15 protein-coding genes and 1 pseudogene are annotated in these 16,199 nt (G+C 74.4%); 8 read left to right on the top strand and 8 right to left on the bottom strand.

Annotated elements, in window-relative coordinates; all coding sequences use genetic code 11:
• Positions 1–8: 8 nt before the first annotated feature.
• From QWY28_RS05925 to ligD (QWY28_RS05910), 4 genes are all read right to left on the bottom strand, one after another.
• Positions 9–698, bottom strand: a complete 690-nt coding sequence (locus QWY28_RS05925; RefSeq protein ID WP_300951398.1) for a response regulator transcription factor — start codon at positions 696–698, stop codon at positions 9–11.
• 88 nt (positions 699–786) lie between these two features.
• Positions 787–1,695, bottom strand: a complete 909-nt coding sequence (ligD, locus tag QWY28_RS05920; protein ID WP_300951397.1) for a non-homologous end-joining DNA ligase — start codon at positions 1,693–1,695, stop codon at positions 787–789.
• Positions 1,696–1,713: 18 nt separating this feature from the next.
• Positions 1,714–2,442 carry a L,D-transpeptidase family protein gene (locus tag QWY28_RS05915; protein ID WP_300951396.1) on the bottom strand — a complete coding sequence of 243 codons (729 nt, stop codon included), beginning with the start codon at positions 2,440–2,442 and terminating at the stop codon, positions 1,714–1,716.
• Positions 2,439–3,356, bottom strand: a complete 918-nt coding sequence (ligD, locus tag QWY28_RS05910; protein ID WP_300951395.1) for a non-homologous end-joining DNA ligase — start codon at positions 3,354–3,356, stop codon at positions 2,439–2,441. The genes QWY28_RS05915 and ligD (QWY28_RS05910) overlap by 4 nt, the downstream gene beginning before the upstream one ends.
• A gap of 17 nt (positions 3,357–3,373) precedes the next feature.
• Here ligD (QWY28_RS05910) and ku point away from each other — a divergent pair, with 17 nt between their 5' ends.
• The 3 genes from ku to QWY28_RS05895 all read left to right on the top strand — a co-directional run bounded on the left by ku (position 3,374) and on the right by QWY28_RS05895 (position 5,639).
• A complete protein-coding gene (ku, locus tag QWY28_RS05905; protein WP_300951394.1) occupies positions 3,374–4,381 on the top strand; it encodes a non-homologous end joining protein Ku in 1,008 nt (335 codons plus the stop codon).
• A gap of 140 nt (positions 4,382–4,521) precedes the next feature.
• Positions 4,522–5,214 (top strand): hypothetical protein, encoded by a 693-nt coding sequence (locus QWY28_RS05900; protein WP_300951393.1) that lies wholly within the window; start codon positions 4,522–4,524, stop codon positions 5,212–5,214.
• Between the two features lie 59 nt (positions 5,215–5,273).
• Positions 5,274–5,639: a hypothetical protein gene (locus QWY28_RS05895; protein ID WP_300951392.1), complete on the top strand. Its 366-nt coding sequence runs from the start codon at positions 5,274–5,276 to the stop codon at positions 5,637–5,639.
• Between the two features lie 19 nt (positions 5,640–5,658).
• On the opposite strand, the gene QWY28_RS05890 is transcribed toward QWY28_RS05895, so the two are convergent.
• The 4 genes from QWY28_RS05890 to QWY28_RS05875 are packed head-to-tail and all read right to left on the bottom strand — an operon-like array spanning position 5,659 to position 11,597.
• A complete protein-coding gene (locus QWY28_RS05890) occupies positions 5,659–6,501 on the bottom strand; it encodes an SDR family NAD(P)-dependent oxidoreductase (RefSeq protein ID WP_300951391.1) in 843 nt (280 codons plus the stop codon).
• On the bottom strand, positions 6,498–7,922 hold the full coding sequence (locus QWY28_RS05885; RefSeq protein ID WP_300951390.1) for an amidase: 1,425 nt from the start codon (positions 7,920–7,922) through the stop codon (positions 6,498–6,500). Before QWY28_RS05885 ends, QWY28_RS05890 begins: the two co-directional genes overlap by 4 nt.
• 16 nt (positions 7,923–7,938) lie before the next feature.
• Positions 7,939–9,822, bottom strand: coding sequence for an ABC transporter ATP-binding protein (locus tag QWY28_RS05880; protein WP_300951389.1), 1,884 nt, complete (start codon positions 9,820–9,822; stop codon positions 7,939–7,941).
• Entirely contained in the window at positions 9,819–11,597 is a 1,779-nt protein-coding gene (locus QWY28_RS05875; protein ID WP_300951388.1) for an ABC transporter ATP-binding protein, read from the bottom strand. The genes QWY28_RS05880 and QWY28_RS05875 overlap by 4 nt, the downstream gene beginning before the upstream one ends.
• Before the next feature lie 198 nt (positions 11,598–11,795).
• Here QWY28_RS05875 and idi point away from each other — a divergent pair, with 198 nt between their 5' ends.
• The 5 genes and pseudogenes from idi to QWY28_RS24720 form a co-directional block, all read left to right on the top strand.
• Positions 11,796–12,353 (top strand): isopentenyl-diphosphate Delta-isomerase, encoded by a 558-nt coding sequence (gene idi / locus QWY28_RS05870; RefSeq protein WP_300951387.1) that lies wholly within the window; start codon positions 11,796–11,798, stop codon positions 12,351–12,353.
• Positions 12,350–13,399, top strand: a complete 1,050-nt coding sequence (locus QWY28_RS05865; RefSeq protein ID WP_300951386.1) for a polyprenyl synthetase family protein — start codon at positions 12,350–12,352, stop codon at positions 13,397–13,399. Before idi ends, QWY28_RS05865 begins: the two co-directional genes overlap by 4 nt.
• Positions 13,396–14,340, top strand: coding sequence for a phytoene/squalene synthase family protein (locus QWY28_RS05860; protein WP_300951385.1), 945 nt, complete (start codon positions 13,396–13,398; stop codon positions 14,338–14,340). Before QWY28_RS05865 ends, QWY28_RS05860 begins: the two co-directional genes overlap by 4 nt.
• Positions 14,337–15,923, top strand: coding sequence for a phytoene desaturase family protein (gene crtI / locus QWY28_RS05855; protein WP_300951384.1), 1,587 nt, complete (start codon positions 14,337–14,339; stop codon positions 15,921–15,923). Before QWY28_RS05860 ends, crtI begins: the two co-directional genes overlap by 4 nt.
• Positions 15,924–15,964: 41 nt before the next feature.
• A pseudogene (locus tag QWY28_RS24720) lies at positions 15,965–16,141 on the top strand (hypothetical protein); the annotation flags it as partial.
• Between the last annotated feature and the right edge of the window lie 58 nt (positions 16,142–16,199).

Here is a 16,199-nt window from a genome sequence, read left to right as displayed (position 1 = left end):
GGGACCGCTCAGGCGTCGGGCGAGGCGCCCTCGAGACGGAAGCCGACGCCGCGCACGGCGACGACGCGGTCCGAGACGCCCTGGCTCTCCAGCTTCTGGCGGAGACGGCCAATGGTGACGTCGAGCGTCTTGGTCGAGCCGTACCAGTTCTCGTCCCACACGTCGGCCATCAGCCGGCCGCGGGAGACGACCTTGTCGCGGTTCGCGGCGAGGATGCTGAGGACGTCGAACTCCTTCCCGGTCAGCGGCACCTCGTCCTCGCCGGAGTAGACGCGCCGCGCGGCCACGTCGATGCGCAGGACACCGTCGACCGGCGCGGGCTCGCGGGCGCCGGCGGTGCGGCGCAGCAGCGCGCGGACGCGGGCCTGCAGCTCGGCCAGGCCGAACGGCTTGGAGAGGTAGTCGTCGGCGCCGTAGTCCAGGCCGACGACGCGGTCGAGCTCGCCGGCGCGGGCGGTGACGATCATGATCGCGCCGTCGAAGCCGGCCTCGCGCGCGCGGCGGCACACCTCGAGCCCGTCGACGTCGGGCAGGCCGAGGTCGAGGATCACCACGTCGGCGGGGCGGCCGTCGAGCTCGGCGAGCGCCTTCTCGCCGGTCTCGACCCAGCCGACCTCGTACCCCTCGCGCTCCAGCGTCCGGACGAGGGGGAACGCGATGTCCTCCTCGTCCTCGACGACCAGAACCCGGTGACCCATGCCGATGAGCATAGAGGCCCGGTCCTCCGACGTCCGGGGTACGCCGCAAGCGCGGCCGGGCCCGCCGAGGAGCGGTGGCCGCCCGCGCTCACCCGCCCGCGAACAAGTCGCCGAGGTCGGCGATCCGGTCGAGCACCTCGTCGTACCGGAACTGCCGCAGCCCCTCCTCGTCCTCCGCGCCCTTCTCCACCTCGGCCCAGGTCACCGGCGTGGCGACCGTGGGCCGCTCGCGCCCGCGCAGGGAATAGGGGGAGATCGTGGTCTTCGAGCCGGCGTTCTGCGACCAGTCGAGGAACACCTTCCCCGAGCGGCGGGCCTTGGTCATCGTCGCGGTGACGAGCGTGGGGTGCTGCCTCTGAAGCGTCTCCGCGACCTCCTTGGCCAGCGCGGTGGAGTCGTCGGAGGACATCCGGCGCGGGAGGTCGGCGTAGAGGTGGAGACCCTTGCTGCCGCTGGTGACCGGCTTGCAGTCCAGGTCCCGCTCGGCCAGCGCCTCGCGGACCATCAGCGCCACCTGGCAGCACTCGTGGAGCCCGGCCGGCTCGCCGGGGTCGAGGTCGATGACCAGCCGGTCGGCGTTGCGGGGCCGGCCGTTGCGGCCCACGGTCCACTGGTGGACGTGGAGCTCCAGGGCGGCGAGGTTGACCAGCCAGGTGAGCGTGGCGAGGTCCTCCACGATCGGGAAGACGAGCTTGTCGCCGTTGCGGGAGCTGCCGCGGCTGCCCGTGGTCGGGACGGTGGCGGTGCGGACCCACGCGGGAGCGCCGGCCGGTACGTTCTTCTCGTAGAAGCTGCCGTCCTGGACCCCGTGCGGCCAGCGGATCCGGGTCACGGCACGGTCGGCGAGGTGCGGCAGCATCACCGGCGCCACCTGGGCGTAGTAGTGCAGGACCTCGCCCTTGGTCGTGCCCGTCGCCGGGTAGAGCACCTTGTCCAGGCTGCTGATCCGCAGCCGCCGGCCGTCGACCTCGACCGCGACCTCCTGCTTGTCGACCATCCGTCCCTCCCCCGCCGCTCAGCGGCCGATCGCGATGACCGGACGGGCCGCCGGGTCGAGCTTGCGCATCGCGCGGACCAGGAACCACCGCGGCGCGCTCACGCAGCCCGCGGTCGCGCCGCGCCCGTTGACGTGCAGGAAGATCCCCGACCCGCGGTGACGCACCTGGCGGCGGTTGAAGCCGACGACGACCGAGAACTCGTAGGGCTGCCGGTAGTCGGTCAGGCGCTCCGAGGCGTCGGGGTGGCCGCTGGGCAGCCGCCAGCGGAAGCCGCCCTGCGCCTGGTTGCGGTAGCGGTTGTAGTACGCCGAGGCGTTGTCCTGCACCCAGTGGTCGCCTCGGCGGATCCGCCGGTAGCGCAGGTCCCAGTCCTCGGAGCGGCGGTGCGTGCCGAACGCCCACGGCAGCCGGTAGGTGCCGAGCGGAGTCGTGCCGCTGCCCTGCCGCCGCCGCGGGCCTGCCACCAGTCCGCCGTACCCGACCCGGCCGTCGAGCGCCTGCATCCGCTCGACCCAGCCGCGCCGCGTCAGCGCCCAGAAGGTCACGCGGGCACGGAAGCCGCGGGTCCGGTTGACGGTGACCACCTGGGTGGTGCCCTCGCGCAGCCGCACCGGCACGCCGTCGAGCCTGACGGTGCCGGGCGCGGCCTCCACCCGCGCAGCGGACGCGTCGGGCGCAGCGGGCGCCGGCGTGGCCGGCAGCAGCGACGCGCCGAGCAGGGCGAGGGTGGCCAGCAGCGCTCTCACAGGTCCTCCGGGGCGAGGTCGGTGCGGATCCCCTGGTACGACGGCTGGCGCAGGCGCTGGGCCCGCGAGGTGTGGTGGGTGTCCACGTCGACGACGAGCACCGGCTCGACCCAACGGGTCCCGCGCGCGTCGACCCGCGGCACCTCGTCGGCGAACGGGCTGGAGCTCCGGGCGTACGGCGCCAGCGCCTCGGTCAGCGCGGCGCTCGCCCGGCCGCCGATGCCGCTGCCGACCCGGCCGCGGTACCTCAGCCCGTCCTCCGTCGGCTCCCCCACCAGCAGCGCGCCGAGGCGGGTGGTGCCCTCGGTGGGACGCCAACCGCCGACGACGTAGGACAGCCGGTGCCGGTGGGCGAACTTCAGCCAGTGCGGCGAGCGCGCCTCGGGCGTGTAGCGGCTGGCCAGCCGCTTGCTGACGATCCCCTCGAGCCCCTGCTGGTAGGTCGCGTCGAGCAGCATCGCGCCGTCGTCGTACGACGCGGGGACCTGCCAGCCGGTCAGGCCGAGGTCGGCGAGGCGGGCCCGCCGCTCCTGCAGCGGCCGGTCGAGGAGCTCCTCGCCGTCGAGGCGCAGCAGGTCGAAGACCATGAACGTCGCCGGGACCCGGTCCGCGAGGCGCGCGGCGGTGGTCGCCTTGCGCACGTGCATCCGGTCCTGCAGCACGCGGAAGTCCGGCAGCCCCTGCTCGTTGAGGGCGATGATCTCGCCGTCGACGAGCAGGTCGCGGGCGCCCAGCGGCGGCTCGGCGACGTCGGGCCAGGCGAGCGTCACGTCGTTGTCGTTGCGGCTCGTGAGCCGGGTCCGCCCCTCGCGACCGGTGTCCGCGAGGATCCGCACGCCGTCCCACTTGACCTCGTGCGCCCACTCCACGCCGGCCGGCACCGAGGTGCCCTTGGTGGCGAGCATGGGGCGCATGGAGTCATCCTTACCCCATGCGAGCGATCTGGAAGGGTGCGGTGTCCTTCGGGCTGGTCAGCGTGCCGGTCAAGCTGTACGCCGCGACGGAGTCGCACGACGTGTCCTTCCGGCAGGTGCACGCCAAGGACGGCGGACGCATCAAGTACCAGCGGGTCTGCTCGATCGACGGCGAGGAGGTGGCGTACTCCGACATCGCCAAGGGCTACGAGACCGAGGACGGCGAGATGGTCATCCTCGACGAGGACGACCTGGCCGAGCTGCCCTCGACGTCCTCGCGGGAGATCGCGGTCGAGAAGTTCGTCCCCTCCGACCAGATCGACCCGATGCTCTTCGAGAAGAGCTACTACCTGGAGCCGGAGAAGTCCGGAGCCAAGCCGTACGCCCTGCTGCGCCAGGCGCTGATCGACGCCGACCGGATGGCCGTGGTCACCGTCGCGCTGCGCAACCGCACGACCATCGCGGTGCTGCGCGTGCGCGACGACGTGATCGTGCTGCAGACGATGATGTGGCCCGACGAGGTGCGCACCCCCGACTTCAGCGTCGAGACCGGCGAGGTCAAGGACGCCGAGGTCAAGATGGCCACGATGCTGGTCGAGACCCTGGCCGGCGACTTCGACCCCTCGGAGTTCGAGGACGACTACGCCGAGGCCGTCGAGGCGCTCGTCAAGGCCAAGATCGAGGGCGGCGAGGTCAAGCGCACCCCCACCTCCACCAAGTCCTCCGGCGAGGTCGTCGACCTGCTCGCCGCGCTGCAGCGCTCCGTCGACGCGGCGAAGACGGCCCGCGGCGAGGCACCGCGCGCCTCCGACCTCGACGACGCCGACGACGCCGACTCCGACGCCGACAACGACACCGACAACGACGAGAAGCCGGCGGCGAAGAAGGCGTCCGCGAAGAAGGCCCCGGCCAAGAAGGCCCCGGCCAAGAAGACCCCGGCCAAGAAGACCGCTGCGAAGAAGGCGACCGGCTCGACCACGAAGAAGAGCACGACCAAGAAGGCCGCGGCGAAGAAGGCGAGCTGAGCCCCGGCCCGGCGGGGCGGCCGCAGGGCGACCGCGCGGGCGGGCGAGTTATCTGCGTCACGTCCCCGCAGCACCGCTCAGGCCGGCGCCACGCGGGCCGATGACCGGGCAGCTCGTCCCTCACAGAAACGGGAGCCGCCATGGACCCCCTCGTCGCAGCCGACCCCCGGTCGACGGCCCTGCTGGCCACGTGGACCCTGGTCCACCGGGCCGTGGTGGGAGCCCGCGAGGCGGGATCGGTCGCCGGGGCCCAACGGCTGGTGGAGCAGGCGATGGTCGCCCTCGAGGTGTACGCCGCCGGGGCCGGCCCGGCCGGGGGCGAGGAGCAGACCGACGCGCACGTCGCGCTGCAGCGGGCGACGCTGACCGAGCTCGCCCACCTGCTCGCCGCCCTGGTGCCACCGGCCCCGGAGCTCGTCGCCCCGGCCGAGCAGTGGTCCGCCGGCTCGGAGCTCGAGCTGTGCTCCGCGCCGGTCCGGGCCGGCGACGCGCTGTGCCTGCTGCGTCGCAGCGGGGATGCCCGCGTCGGTGGCGACGACCTGCTCACGCGGGCCTCCGCCGCGCTGCGGGAGCGCGACCAGCTGGTGCAGGTCGACGACGACCACCTGCTCGTCGTGCTGGCCGCCGTCTCCCTGCCGGTGGCGTGGCGGCGGATGAGCGGCCTCGTCGGTGCGCGACCGGTCGCCGGCGGCGGTCGGGCGGTGGTCGTCCACGCGGGCCTGGCCGCAGTGGGCGAGACCGGCCCGGCCGCCGCGCTCGAGGACGCCCGCGTCGCCCTCCAGGAAGCGGCGACCGACGCCGGCGGGCGCATCGCCCTCGCCCGCGCCGCCTGAACCACCCCGGCCCGGCAAACCGCTCGCCGTCGGGCCCGGCAACGCCTACGGTCGGCGTCGTGGAGGTCATCGGCACGCGGGCCCGGAAGCTCCCCGCCCCGCCGCACGTGGTGTGGCGCTCCCTCGCCGTGCCCGACGAACCCCGTGCCCGGCCCTGGCTGGCCCCCGCGCTGCTCGCCGACGAGGTGGTGCCGCAGGTGCTCGAGGCCGACGAGCCCCGCGGCCTGGTGTGGTCCACGCTGTGGCCGCACCGGCCCGACGACCGGATCCTGCTCGAGACCGGCGCGGCACCGGGCGGGGACACCCGGCTGCGATTCACCCACCTGACCCCGCACCCGCTGCCGCCCGAGGCGACCGTCGGCCACCTGCGCAGGCGGGTCAACCACCTGCTCTTCGCCGACCTCCGCTTCTCCTACGGCGGCTAGCAGCCCGACCTCTCGCGGGTCACCGCCCCCGCGCGGCGGCGGAGTCGGCGAAGAAGCGGTCCAGGGTCGCCAGCAGGGCGTCGCTGGCGCGGGGGGCGACGACGTTGACCACCTCGCCGAACGCGCCGGCGAGCGTGCCCACGGTGAGCGGTCGGTCCTCGAGCGCGCGGACCACCTTCGCGGCGGCCTGCTCGGGGGTGGCGCCGCGGCCGGCGTACGCCTCGGTCGGGGCGGTCATCGGGGTCTGCACGAGCGAGAAGCGCATGTTGGTGAAGGTGACGTTCTCGAAGAACGTCTCGCGCCCGGCGATCCGGCTCCATGTGTCGAGCGCGGTCTTGGAGGCGATGTAGGCGGAGAACTTCGGCGCCTTCACCTGCACGCCCCAGGTCACGACGTTGACGACGTGGCCGAACCGCTGCTCGCGCATCGCCGGCAGCAGCCCCATCGTCAGCCGCACCGGGCCGAGGAAGTTGACCGCCATCGTCCGCTCCACGTCGTGGAACCGGTCGTAGGACAGCGCCAGGCTCCGGCGGATCGACCGGCCGGCGTTGTTGACCAGGTAGTCGACGGCGCCGTTCTCCGCGAGCACCCGCGCCACCAGCGCGTCGACGGCGTCGCCGTCGGTGAGGTCGCAGGGGTACGCCGCGGCCGCCTCGCCGATCCGGGCGCGGACCCGCTCGAGCTCCTCCGCCCGGCGGGCGACGAGCAGGACGCGCGCCCCGCGCTCCGCGACGGCGTACGCCGTGGCCTCGCCGATCCCCGAGCTGGCTCCGGTGACGAGCACCGTCCGGCCGGTGAGCGGGCTGGGCCGCCGCAGCACGCGCCGGCCCACCGCGAGCGGGGTCTGCAGGAGCAGGCTCATGCGGTCGCGTACGCCGGCGCGACGAGCGGCCAGGGCCGGGCCGCCTCGAGCTGGGCCGAGAGCGAGAGCAGCGTCGGCTCGTCGTCGGTCCGGCCGACGAGCTGCACGCCGACCGGCAGGCCGTCGGGGGCGGGGCCGCACGGGACCGCGGCGGCCGGGTTGCCGGCGACGTTCCACAGCGCGGCGTACGCGATCGCGGGCATCGCCGCCAGCGCGGAGCGGACCGTCCCCTTCCCGTCGAGGACCCCGACCGGAGCCGGCCGGTGGGCGACCGCCGGGGTCAGCAGGACGTCGACGTCGTCGAAGACCCGGTTGGCCTTGGCCGAGACGGTCTCGGTCATCGCGAGCGCCCGGTCGAGGACGCGCGGGGTGACCCACGAGCCGAGCCGGTAGGTCTGCCGCGTGCGCCGCTCGAGCCGGGCGAAGTGCTCGACGGTGTCGGCCTCGGCGCGGATGCCGCCGAGGAACTGCGGCACGAACGCCGCGGTCGGGTCGGGGTAGAGCGGGTCGACCTCGCGCACGTCGTGGCCGAGCCCGGTCAGCAGCCGCGCGGTGTCCTGGACCGCCCGGACGTGCAGGGGGTCGGGCCGGACGCCGCGGGTGACCGGCTTCGTGGTCCAGCCGATGCGCAGCCGGCCCGGCTCGCGCCGGGCGGCCGCAGCGAACGAGCCGGTCTCCCCCGCCCGCCACCGGTCCACGTCGGTGTGGCCGCGGACGACGTCGTACACGAGTGCACTGTCGAGGACCGAGCGGGCCAGCGGCCCGGCCGTGCCGAGCGCCCACCACAGGTGGTCCCCCGGCGCCGAGGTGACCCGTCCGCGCTGCGGCTTCAACCCGAACAGGCCGCAGTGGGCGCTCGGGATGCGGATCGATCCGCCGCCGTCGCCGCCCATGCCTACGGGCACCATCCCGCTGGCCACCGCGGCGGCCGTCCCTCCGCTGGACCCGCCCGGGGTACGCGTGCGGTCCCAGGGGTTGCGGGTGTAGCCCCGCGAGGACGACTCGGTGTAGGGCCAGGCGCCGAACTCCGGCATCGTCGTCGTCGCCACCACGACGGCCCCCGCGGCGCGCAGGCGGCGCACCACCTCGGCGTCCGCCAGGGCCGGCGTCGAGTTGCCCTCGCCGCCGAAGGTCGTGACGAGGCCCTCGACCGCGAGCTCCTCCTTGATGACGACCGGTACGCCGTGCAGGGGCCCGGGCACCTCGCCCGCCGCCCGCGCGGCGTCGAGCCGGTCGGCGTCGGTGCGGGCCCGGTCGGCTGCGAGCCGGGAGACCGCGTTGAGGCCGCCGTCGCGGTCGGCGATCCGCGCGAGCGCGGAGTCGACCACGGCGCGGACGGTCCGCTCCCCCGTGGTGGTCAGGCGCACGGTCTCGGCCACACCGGCACTCGTCAGGTCGGTCACGCGGGGCGCTGGGTTCACGCGGGCACCCTACGGCTCAGGCCAGCGAGGCCAGCCACGCGTCGTGCAGGTCGCTGTAGCGGCCCTCCCCGCCGGCCACCAGCTCCGCGGGTGAGCCGTCCTCGACGATCCGGCCGTGCTCCATGACGATGACCCGGTCGGCGATCTCCACCGTCGAGAGCCGGTGGGCGATGATCACCGCCGTCCGCCCCGCGAGCACCGTCCGCAGCGCCCGTTGCACCATCCGCTCGGAGGGGATGTCGAGCGACGAGGTGGCCTCGTCGAGGATCAGCACCGCCGGGTCGGCGAGGAACGCGCGGGCGAAGGCGACCAGCTGCCGCTGGCCGGCGCTCAGCCGCCCGCCGCGGTTGGCGACGTCGGTCTCGTAGCCGTCGGGCAGCGCCGCGATGAAGTCGTGCGCCCCCAGCGCCGTCGTCGCCCCGACGACCTCCTCCATCGTCGCGTCCGGCTTCCCGAACCGGATGTTGTCGGCGATCGTCCCGGAGAACAGGTAGTTCTCCTGGGTGACCATCACGACGTGCTCGCGCAGGTCCGCCGAGGACAGCCGGCGCACGTCGGTGCCGTCGAGGAGGACGCGGCCCGCGACGGGGTCGTAGAACCGGGTCGCGAGTTTGGCGAGCGTCGTCTTCCCGGCGCCGGTGGTGCCGACCAGCGCCAGCGTCTGCCCGGCGGGAACGACGAGGTCGAGGTCGGGCAGGACCGGCCGGCCCGGTGCGTACTCGAAGACCACGTGGTCGAAGCGCACCTCACCGCGTGCCTCGCGGACCGGGACGGGGTCGGTCGGCTCCGGCACCCCCGGCTCCTCGTCCAGCACGCCGGCGAGCTTCTCCAGCGCGGCCGAGGCGGACTGGAAGGTGTTGTAGAACTGCGAGATCTCCATCATCGGCTCGAAGAACGCCCGCAGGTAGAGCAGGAACGCGGCCAGCACGCCGACGGTGACGTCGCCGTGGAAGGCGAGGTAGCCGCCGTAGAGCAGCACGACCCCGATGGTGACGTTGCCGATCAGGCGGATGCCCGGCATGAACCAGGCGACCAGCCGGAAGGCGTGGAGGTTCGCGGCGCGGTACTGGTCGTTGACGTCGTCGAAGATCTCCTGGTTGCGCGGCTCCCGGCGGAACGCCTGCACGGCACGGATGCCGCCCATGGACTCCACGAAGTGGACGATGACCAGCGCGACCTTCTCGCGGGTCCGGCGGTAGCTGTCCGCGGACGCCTTGCGGAACCAGTTGGTCAGCCACGCGAGGAACGGCCCGCACAGCAGGGCGACCAGGCCGAGCTCGACGTCGAGGAAGAGCAGCAGGCCGGCGGTGCCGATGAGGGTGAGCGCGGCGGTGACCAGCCCGTCGAAGCCGGTCTCGAGCATCTCGTAGATCGCGTCGACGTCGGAGGTCTGCCGGGAGATCACCCGGCCGGACGTGTAGTCGTCGTGGAAGGCCGGGCTCAGCGCCTGGAAGTGGCGGAAGACGCGACGGCGCACCTCGAGGAGGAGGTCCTGGCCGATCCGGCCGGACCGGACGAGGAACACCTGCCGGGCGACCGCCTGGGTCAGCGTGGCGACCAGCATGATGCCGACGATCGTCAGCAGCGGCACCAGGTCGTCGTCGCGGCGGATCGGCGCGATGCCGGTGTCGATGCCCTCCTTGACGAGGTACGGGATCGAGAGCCGGGCGGCGTTCTCGACGACCACGACGAGGACGAGCAGCTGGACCGCCCGCTTGTACGGCCGCAGCAGCTCGCCGAGCAGCCGGCGCGAACCGCTGCCGAGCCGCCCGGCCAGCTCCCGCTCGCGGGCCTCGACGTCGTCGACCTCGGCGACGCCGCGCCACGAGGAGCGCTCGGGGCTCTGGGGGCTCTGGGGGCTCTGGGGGCTCTGGGGGCTCTCGGGGCTCTGCGCGCTCACGCGACCACGCCCGGGACCTCGGCGGGGTCGGCGTCCGCGGCGAGCAGCTCGCGGTACGCCGGCACGGTCTCGAGCAGCTCGCGGTGCTGCCCGACGTGGGTGATCGTGCCGCCCTGCAGCAGCGCCACCTTGTCGGCCAGCATGACCGTCGAGGCGCGGTGGGCGACCACCAGCGCGGTCGTCGACCCGAGCACGGAGGCCAGCGCCTGCTCGACGAGCTTCTCGGTGTGCACGTCCAGGGCGGAGAGGGTGTCGTCGAGGACGAGCACCTCGGGGCGGACCAGCACGGCGCGGGCGAGCGCCAGCCGCTGCCGCTGGCCACCGGACAGCGCCATCCCCTGCTCGCCGATCCGGGTGTCGAGCCCCCAGGGCAGGTCGTGCACGAAGCCGGCTTGCGCGACCTGCAGCGCGGACTCGACGTCCTCGTCGCTGGCGTCGGCCCGGCCCAGCGTGACGTTCTCCCGCGCGCTCATCGAGAACAGCGTCGGCTCCTCGAAGGCCGTCGCGACCAGCCGTCGCAGGTGGCCCAGGTCGAGCTCGCGCACGTCGACGCCGTCGAGCGTGACGCGGCCGGCGGTGACGTCGTGCAGGCGCGGCACCAGCGCGGTGAGCGCGGTCTTGCCGGCCCCGGTCGCGCCGACCACGGCGACCGTCTCACCGGGCCGCAGGTCCAGGTCGACGCCGCGGAGGACGGGCTCGTCCGGGGCGTCGGGGAAGGCGAAGTCCACGCGCTCGAAGCGCAGGTGGCCGCGCGGCTCGGCGATGGTGCGGGTGCCGCCGACGATGTCGGGCTCGGTGTCGAAGATCTCGAGGATCCGGGCCGCGGCGGTCATCGCCTCCTGCGCCATCGCGAGGATGACGCCGAGCGAGGAGACCGGCCAGACCAGGGAGAGCAGCAGGGTGATGAACGCGACGAGCTCGCCGGGGGTGAGCGCGCCGCGGCCGACGCCGATGGCGCCGAGCAGGAGCACCACCACGACCGCGAGGTTGGGGATGACCTCCAGGAACGTCCAGAACCGGGCGGAGAGCCGGACCTTGTCCATGCTCGTGGCCTGCAGCCGCCGCGCGGCCTCCTCGTAGCGCCGGGAGACGTGCTCGGAGCGGCCGAAGGACTTGATCACCCGGATGCCGACCGCGCCCTCCTCGGCGTGCGTCGCGAGGTCGCCCTGCTCGTCCTGCACGCGGCGGGAGACCACGACGTAGGCCTTCTCGAAGCGCATCGAGAGCCAGATGATCGGCACCGCGGCGAGCGCCACGACCAGGCCCAGCGGCCAGTACATCGTCAGCAGGACGATGGTCACGACGGTCAGCTGCAGGATGTTGATGACGAGGAACAGCAGCCCGAACCCGCTGAAGCGCCGGATCGCGCTCAGGTCGGTCGTCGCCCGGGAGAGCAGCTGGCCGGACTGCCAGTGCGAGTGGAAGCCCATCGAGAGCTCCTGCAACCGCGCGTAGAGGTCGCGGCGCAGGTCGGTCTCGAGGCCGAGCACGGCGTTGGACTGCACCCAGCGGCGGACCCAGACCAGCACGGCCTCGAGGACGCCGAGCGCGAGGGCCAGCAGGCCCAGCGGCAGCACCCCCGAGACGTCGCGGTCGGTGATCGGCCCGTCGATCAGCGCGCGGGTCACCAGCGGGATGGCGATCGAGAGCGCGACCGCGCCGACGGCGGCCGCGGCCATGACGACGAGGGCGGGCACGTAGGGCCGGAGGTACCCCCGCAACCGCCAGAGGGAGTGCACCCCGGCAGGCGGGTCCGAGACGGGGATCGTTGACATCGTCATCGACCCTAGGGGCCGCCCCCGACAGTGACCCAACCGTTATCGCGACGGCTCCGAACACCCCGGGAGCCGCCTCACCCGAACGCATGAGCCGCGAGGGCGTCGGGTAACGGGGGCTCGCACCGGAGGGTGCCCGGACCACGGGCATGCAGCACCGCAGCTCCACCAGCTGCACGACCAGGGAGGACGGTGACGGTGTCCGCGACCCCTGATCTCGTCGTGCTGCTCGACGAGGACGGCCGCCCGTGCGGGACCGCCCCGCGGGCGAGCGTCCACACGACCGACACACCGCTGCACCTGGCGTTCTCCTGCTACGTGCTGGACGACGACGACCGCCTGCTGCTCACCCGTCGCGCGGTCACCAAGCGCACCTGGCCCGGCGTGTGGACCAACTCCTTCTGCGGCCACCCGCGCCCGGAGGAGGACCCGGTCGCCGCGGTCCACCGGTACGCCGGCCACGAGCTGGGCCTGCAGGTCACCGACGTGCGCTGTGTGCTGCCGCGGTTCCGCTACCGCGCGGTCGACCCGGGCGGCATCGTCGAGAACGAGCTGTGCCCCGTCTACGTCGCCCGCACCGACGGCACGCCCCGGCACCACCCCGACGAGGTCGAGGAGAGCGTGTGGCTCCCGCTCGACCGGGTCCGCGCGGCGCTCGACGCGGCGCCGTGGGCGCTGAGCCCGTGGCTGCGCGAGCAGGCTGCCGAGCTCGAGGCCGCCGACTGGTTCGCAGCGCCGACCGGGGCGACGGCATGACCGGGGCGACCGGCGTGAGCGGCGACTGGGTCGCGCGCGAGCTCGACGAGCAGCTGGGGTCCCCCGCCGGCGCGACGGCGGGGCCGGACGAGTCCGCCCTCACCCGCGCGCTCGCGGACGCGACGACCGGCGGCAAGCGCTTCCGCCCGCACCTGGTGGAGTCGGTGCACCGGCTCCTGGGCGGCCGCCGAGCCGACGCCGTACCAGCCGTCGGCGCCGCGCTGGAGCTGCTGCACACCGCGTTCGTGGTCCACGACGACGTCATCGACGGCGACGACACCCGCCGCGGCCGGCCGAGCGCTCCGGGCACCTTCCGCGCGCACGCGCAGCGCGCGGGCGCCTCGCCGGCGGCCGCGGACGCCTACGCCCTGGCCGGCGCCGTGCTCACCGGCGACCTCGCGCTCGCCGCGGCCGTCCGCGCGGTCGCGACGGCACCGGCTCCTCCTGCCACCGTCGCGCGGCTGCTCGACCTGCTGGACGCCGCGCTGCGCATCTCCGCCGCCGGCGAGCTGGCCGACGTCCGGTTCTCGATGGGCCTCGCCGAGCCGTCGCTGGCCGACGTGCTGACGATGGAGGAGCACAAGACGGCCGTCTACTCCTTCGAGCTCCCCCTGCAGTACGGCGCCGTGCTGGCCGACGCCGAGGAGTCGGTCGTCCTGGGCCTGGGCCGGGTCGGTCGCCAGCTCGGCCTGGCCTACCAGCTGCTCGACGACGTGCAGGGCGTCTTCGGCGACCCGGCCCGCACCGGGAAGTCCGCGCTCGGCGACCTGCGCGAGGGCAAGCGCACGCCGCTGGTCGTCCATGCCCGGACGACGTCGGCGTGGCCGGTGGTCCGACGACACCTCGGCGACCCCCACCTCGGGCCCGCCGGTGCGGCCGAGGTCCGCCGGGCGCTCGAGGCCGGCGGTTCCCGGGCGTTCGTCGAGGAGCTCGCCGCCGGCTACGTCGCCGCCGCCACCGCGCAGACCGCCGAGCTGGGCCTGCCCGCGGAGCTGGTCGCCTGGGTGGGCGACATGTCCCAGACCCTGACCCGAGGAGCAGCATGACCGCGATGGAGCGCACGCCGGGAGGCTCCGAGGAGCAGTCGCAGGGCCGGCCCGCGTGGGCCGGCCGACGGGGCGGCGCGACGCCGGGCAGCCCCGCCGACGACTACGACCGGGTCGCGGAAGCCGCCGCCGCGGTCGTCATCAAGCGCTACTCCTCGTCCTTCGGCCTGGCCACGCGGCTGCTCGCCGAGCCGGTCCGCACCCACGTCCGCAACGTCTACGCGATGGTCCGGGTGGCCGACGAGGTCGTCGACGCCCCCCGGCCCGACGGCACCCGCGCCCACCAGGCGCGCGTCCTCGACGCCCTCGAGGCCGACGTCCACGCGGCGATGGCCACCGGGCACAGCGCCAACCTCGTCGTCCACGCCTTCGGCCGCTCCGCCCGCGCGTGCGGCATCGACCGGTCGCTGGTGGACCCGTTCTTCGCCTCGATGCGCACCGACCTGTTCCGGGTCGAGCACGACGCCGAATCGTTCGCGCGCTACGTGTACGGCTCGGCCGAGGTGGTGGGGCTGATGTGCCTGCGCGCGTTCCTCGCCGACGAGCCGGGTGGCCACGCGACGTACGACCGCCTCGCCCCGGGGGCCCGCCGGCTCGGCGCGGCCTTCCAGAAGGTCAACTTCCTGCGCGACCTCGCGGCCGACGACGGGCAGCTGGGACGCCACTACTTCCCGGGCCTGGACCCGGCGCGCCTCGACGACCGCGCCCGCGACCTGATCCTCGCCGACATCGAGGCCGACCTCGACGCCGCCGCCGAGGCGATCCGCCAGCTGCCGGCCGGCTGCCGCAGCGCGGTCGCCCTCGCCCACGGGCTCTTCGCCGAGCTCTGCGCGCGGCTGAGCGCCACCCCGGCCGAGCGGATCCGGACCGAGCGGGTGCGGGTGCCCGGGCCGGCCAAGGCGCGCGTCGTCGCCCGGACCCTCGTGCGGGGCACCCGATGAGGGACCCCGGGACGGCCGTCGTCATCGGCGGCGGCATCACCGGCCTGGCCACCGCCGCGCTGCTGGCGGCCGACGGCTGGTCGGTGGACCTGCTCGAGCAGCGCGACGAGGTCGGAGGGCGCGCCGGCTCGTGGGAGGCCGACGGCTTCCGCTTCGACACCGGCCCGTCCTGGTACCTCATGCCCGAGGTCTTCGAGCACTTCTTCGCGATGCTCGGCACGACCGCGGCCGAGCAGCTCGACCTGGTCCGGCTCGACCCGGGCTACCGGGTCTTCTTCGAGGGCCGCGACGAGCACCTCGACATCGCCGCGGACCGGGACGCCAACATCGCCCTCTTCGAGTCGGTGCAGCCCGGCGCGGGCGACGCGCTGGCGGCGTACCTCGACTCCGCCCGGCACGTCTACGACCTCGCCGTGCAGCAGTTCCTCTACACCAGCTTCGAGTCCTCCGCCTCGCTGCTGAGCGCGAACATTCTGCGCAACGGACCGCGCCTGTCCGGCCTGCTCACCCGCTCGCTGGAGAGCCACGTCGCCGCGCGCTTCGAGGACCCCCGGCTGCGGCAGGTGCTGGGCTACCCCGCGGTCTTCCTCGGCACCTCGCCGGAGCGGGCGCCGAGCATGTACCACCTGATGAGCTGGATGGACCTCGCCGACGGCGTGCTCTACCCGCGCGGCGGCTTCACCACGCTGATCGAGGCCGTCGCACGGACGGCCGAGCAGCACGGCGTGCGGATCCGCACCGGCTGCACGGTCGAGGAGATCCGCACCAGGCCGGCCGCGCGGGGCCGCGCGGTCGCGACCGGGGTGGCGTACGTCGCCGCCGACGGCACCCGCGAGCAGCTCGACGCCGACGTGGTGGTCGGCGCCGCCGACCTGCACCACCTCGAGACCCGGCTGCTGCCGCGGCCGCTGCAGACCTACCCGGAGTCGTGGTGGCGCAAGCGCGACGCCGGTCCCGGCGCGGTGCTCGCGCTGCTCGGCGTCGACGGCGGGCTGCCCGAGCTGGCGCACCACTCGCTGTTCTTCACCAGCGACTGGCGGGCGAACTTCGACGACATCTTCGGCCGCGCCCGGCGGGTGCCCGACCCGGCCTCGATCTACGTCTGCCGGCCCAGCGCGACCGACGACACCGTCGCCCCCGCGGGCAAGGAGAACCTGTTCGTGCTGATCCCGGTGCCCGCGGACCCCGCGATCGGGCACGGAGGTGTCGACGGTGCCGGCGACCCGGCCGTCGAGAAGGCCGTCGACGCCGCGATCGACCAGGTCGCGACCTGGGCCGGGGTGCCGGACCTGGCGGCCCGGGTCGAGGTGCGCCGGACCATCGGCCCGGCCGACTTCGAGGACGGCCTCAACTCCTGGCAGGGCGGCGCGCTCGGGCCCGGCCACGTGCTCAAGCAGAGCGCCTTCTTCCGCGCCGGGAACGTCTCGCGCAAGGTCGACGGGCTCTTCTACGCCGGCTACGCCACGCGCCCCGGCATCGGTCTGCCGATGTGCCTGATCTCCGCCGAGCTCGTCCTCAAGCGGCTGCGCGAGGACCGCTCGACCGGCCCCTCCCCGGAGCCCGCCCCGGAGCCGCACGCGTGAGCGCGCTCTACCTGCTGTCGATCCTCGTGCCCACCGTCTGCATGGGGCTGGTGGACCGGCGCTGGCGCCTGTTCCTCTTCCGGGCGGGCTCCGCGCGCCGCGCGCTGGCGGTCGTGGCGGCCGGGACCGTGCTGTTCCTCGTCTGGGACCTCATCGCGATCGGCGCGGACATGTACCACCGCGGCGAGTCCGACGCGATGACCGGCATCGAGCTGGCCCCCGAGCTGCCGCTGGAGGAGCTGTTCTTCATCGTGTTCCTCTGCTACCTCACGATGG

Origin of the sequence: Nocardioides oceani, assembly GCF_030412965.1 — a bacterium.
GTDB lineage: Bacteria > Actinomycetota > Actinomycetes > Propionibacteriales > Nocardioidaceae > Nocardioides > Nocardioides oceani.
The sequence above is the reverse complement of the archived record's forward strand: the minus strand, read 5'-3'. Positions and strand labels throughout refer to the sequence as shown.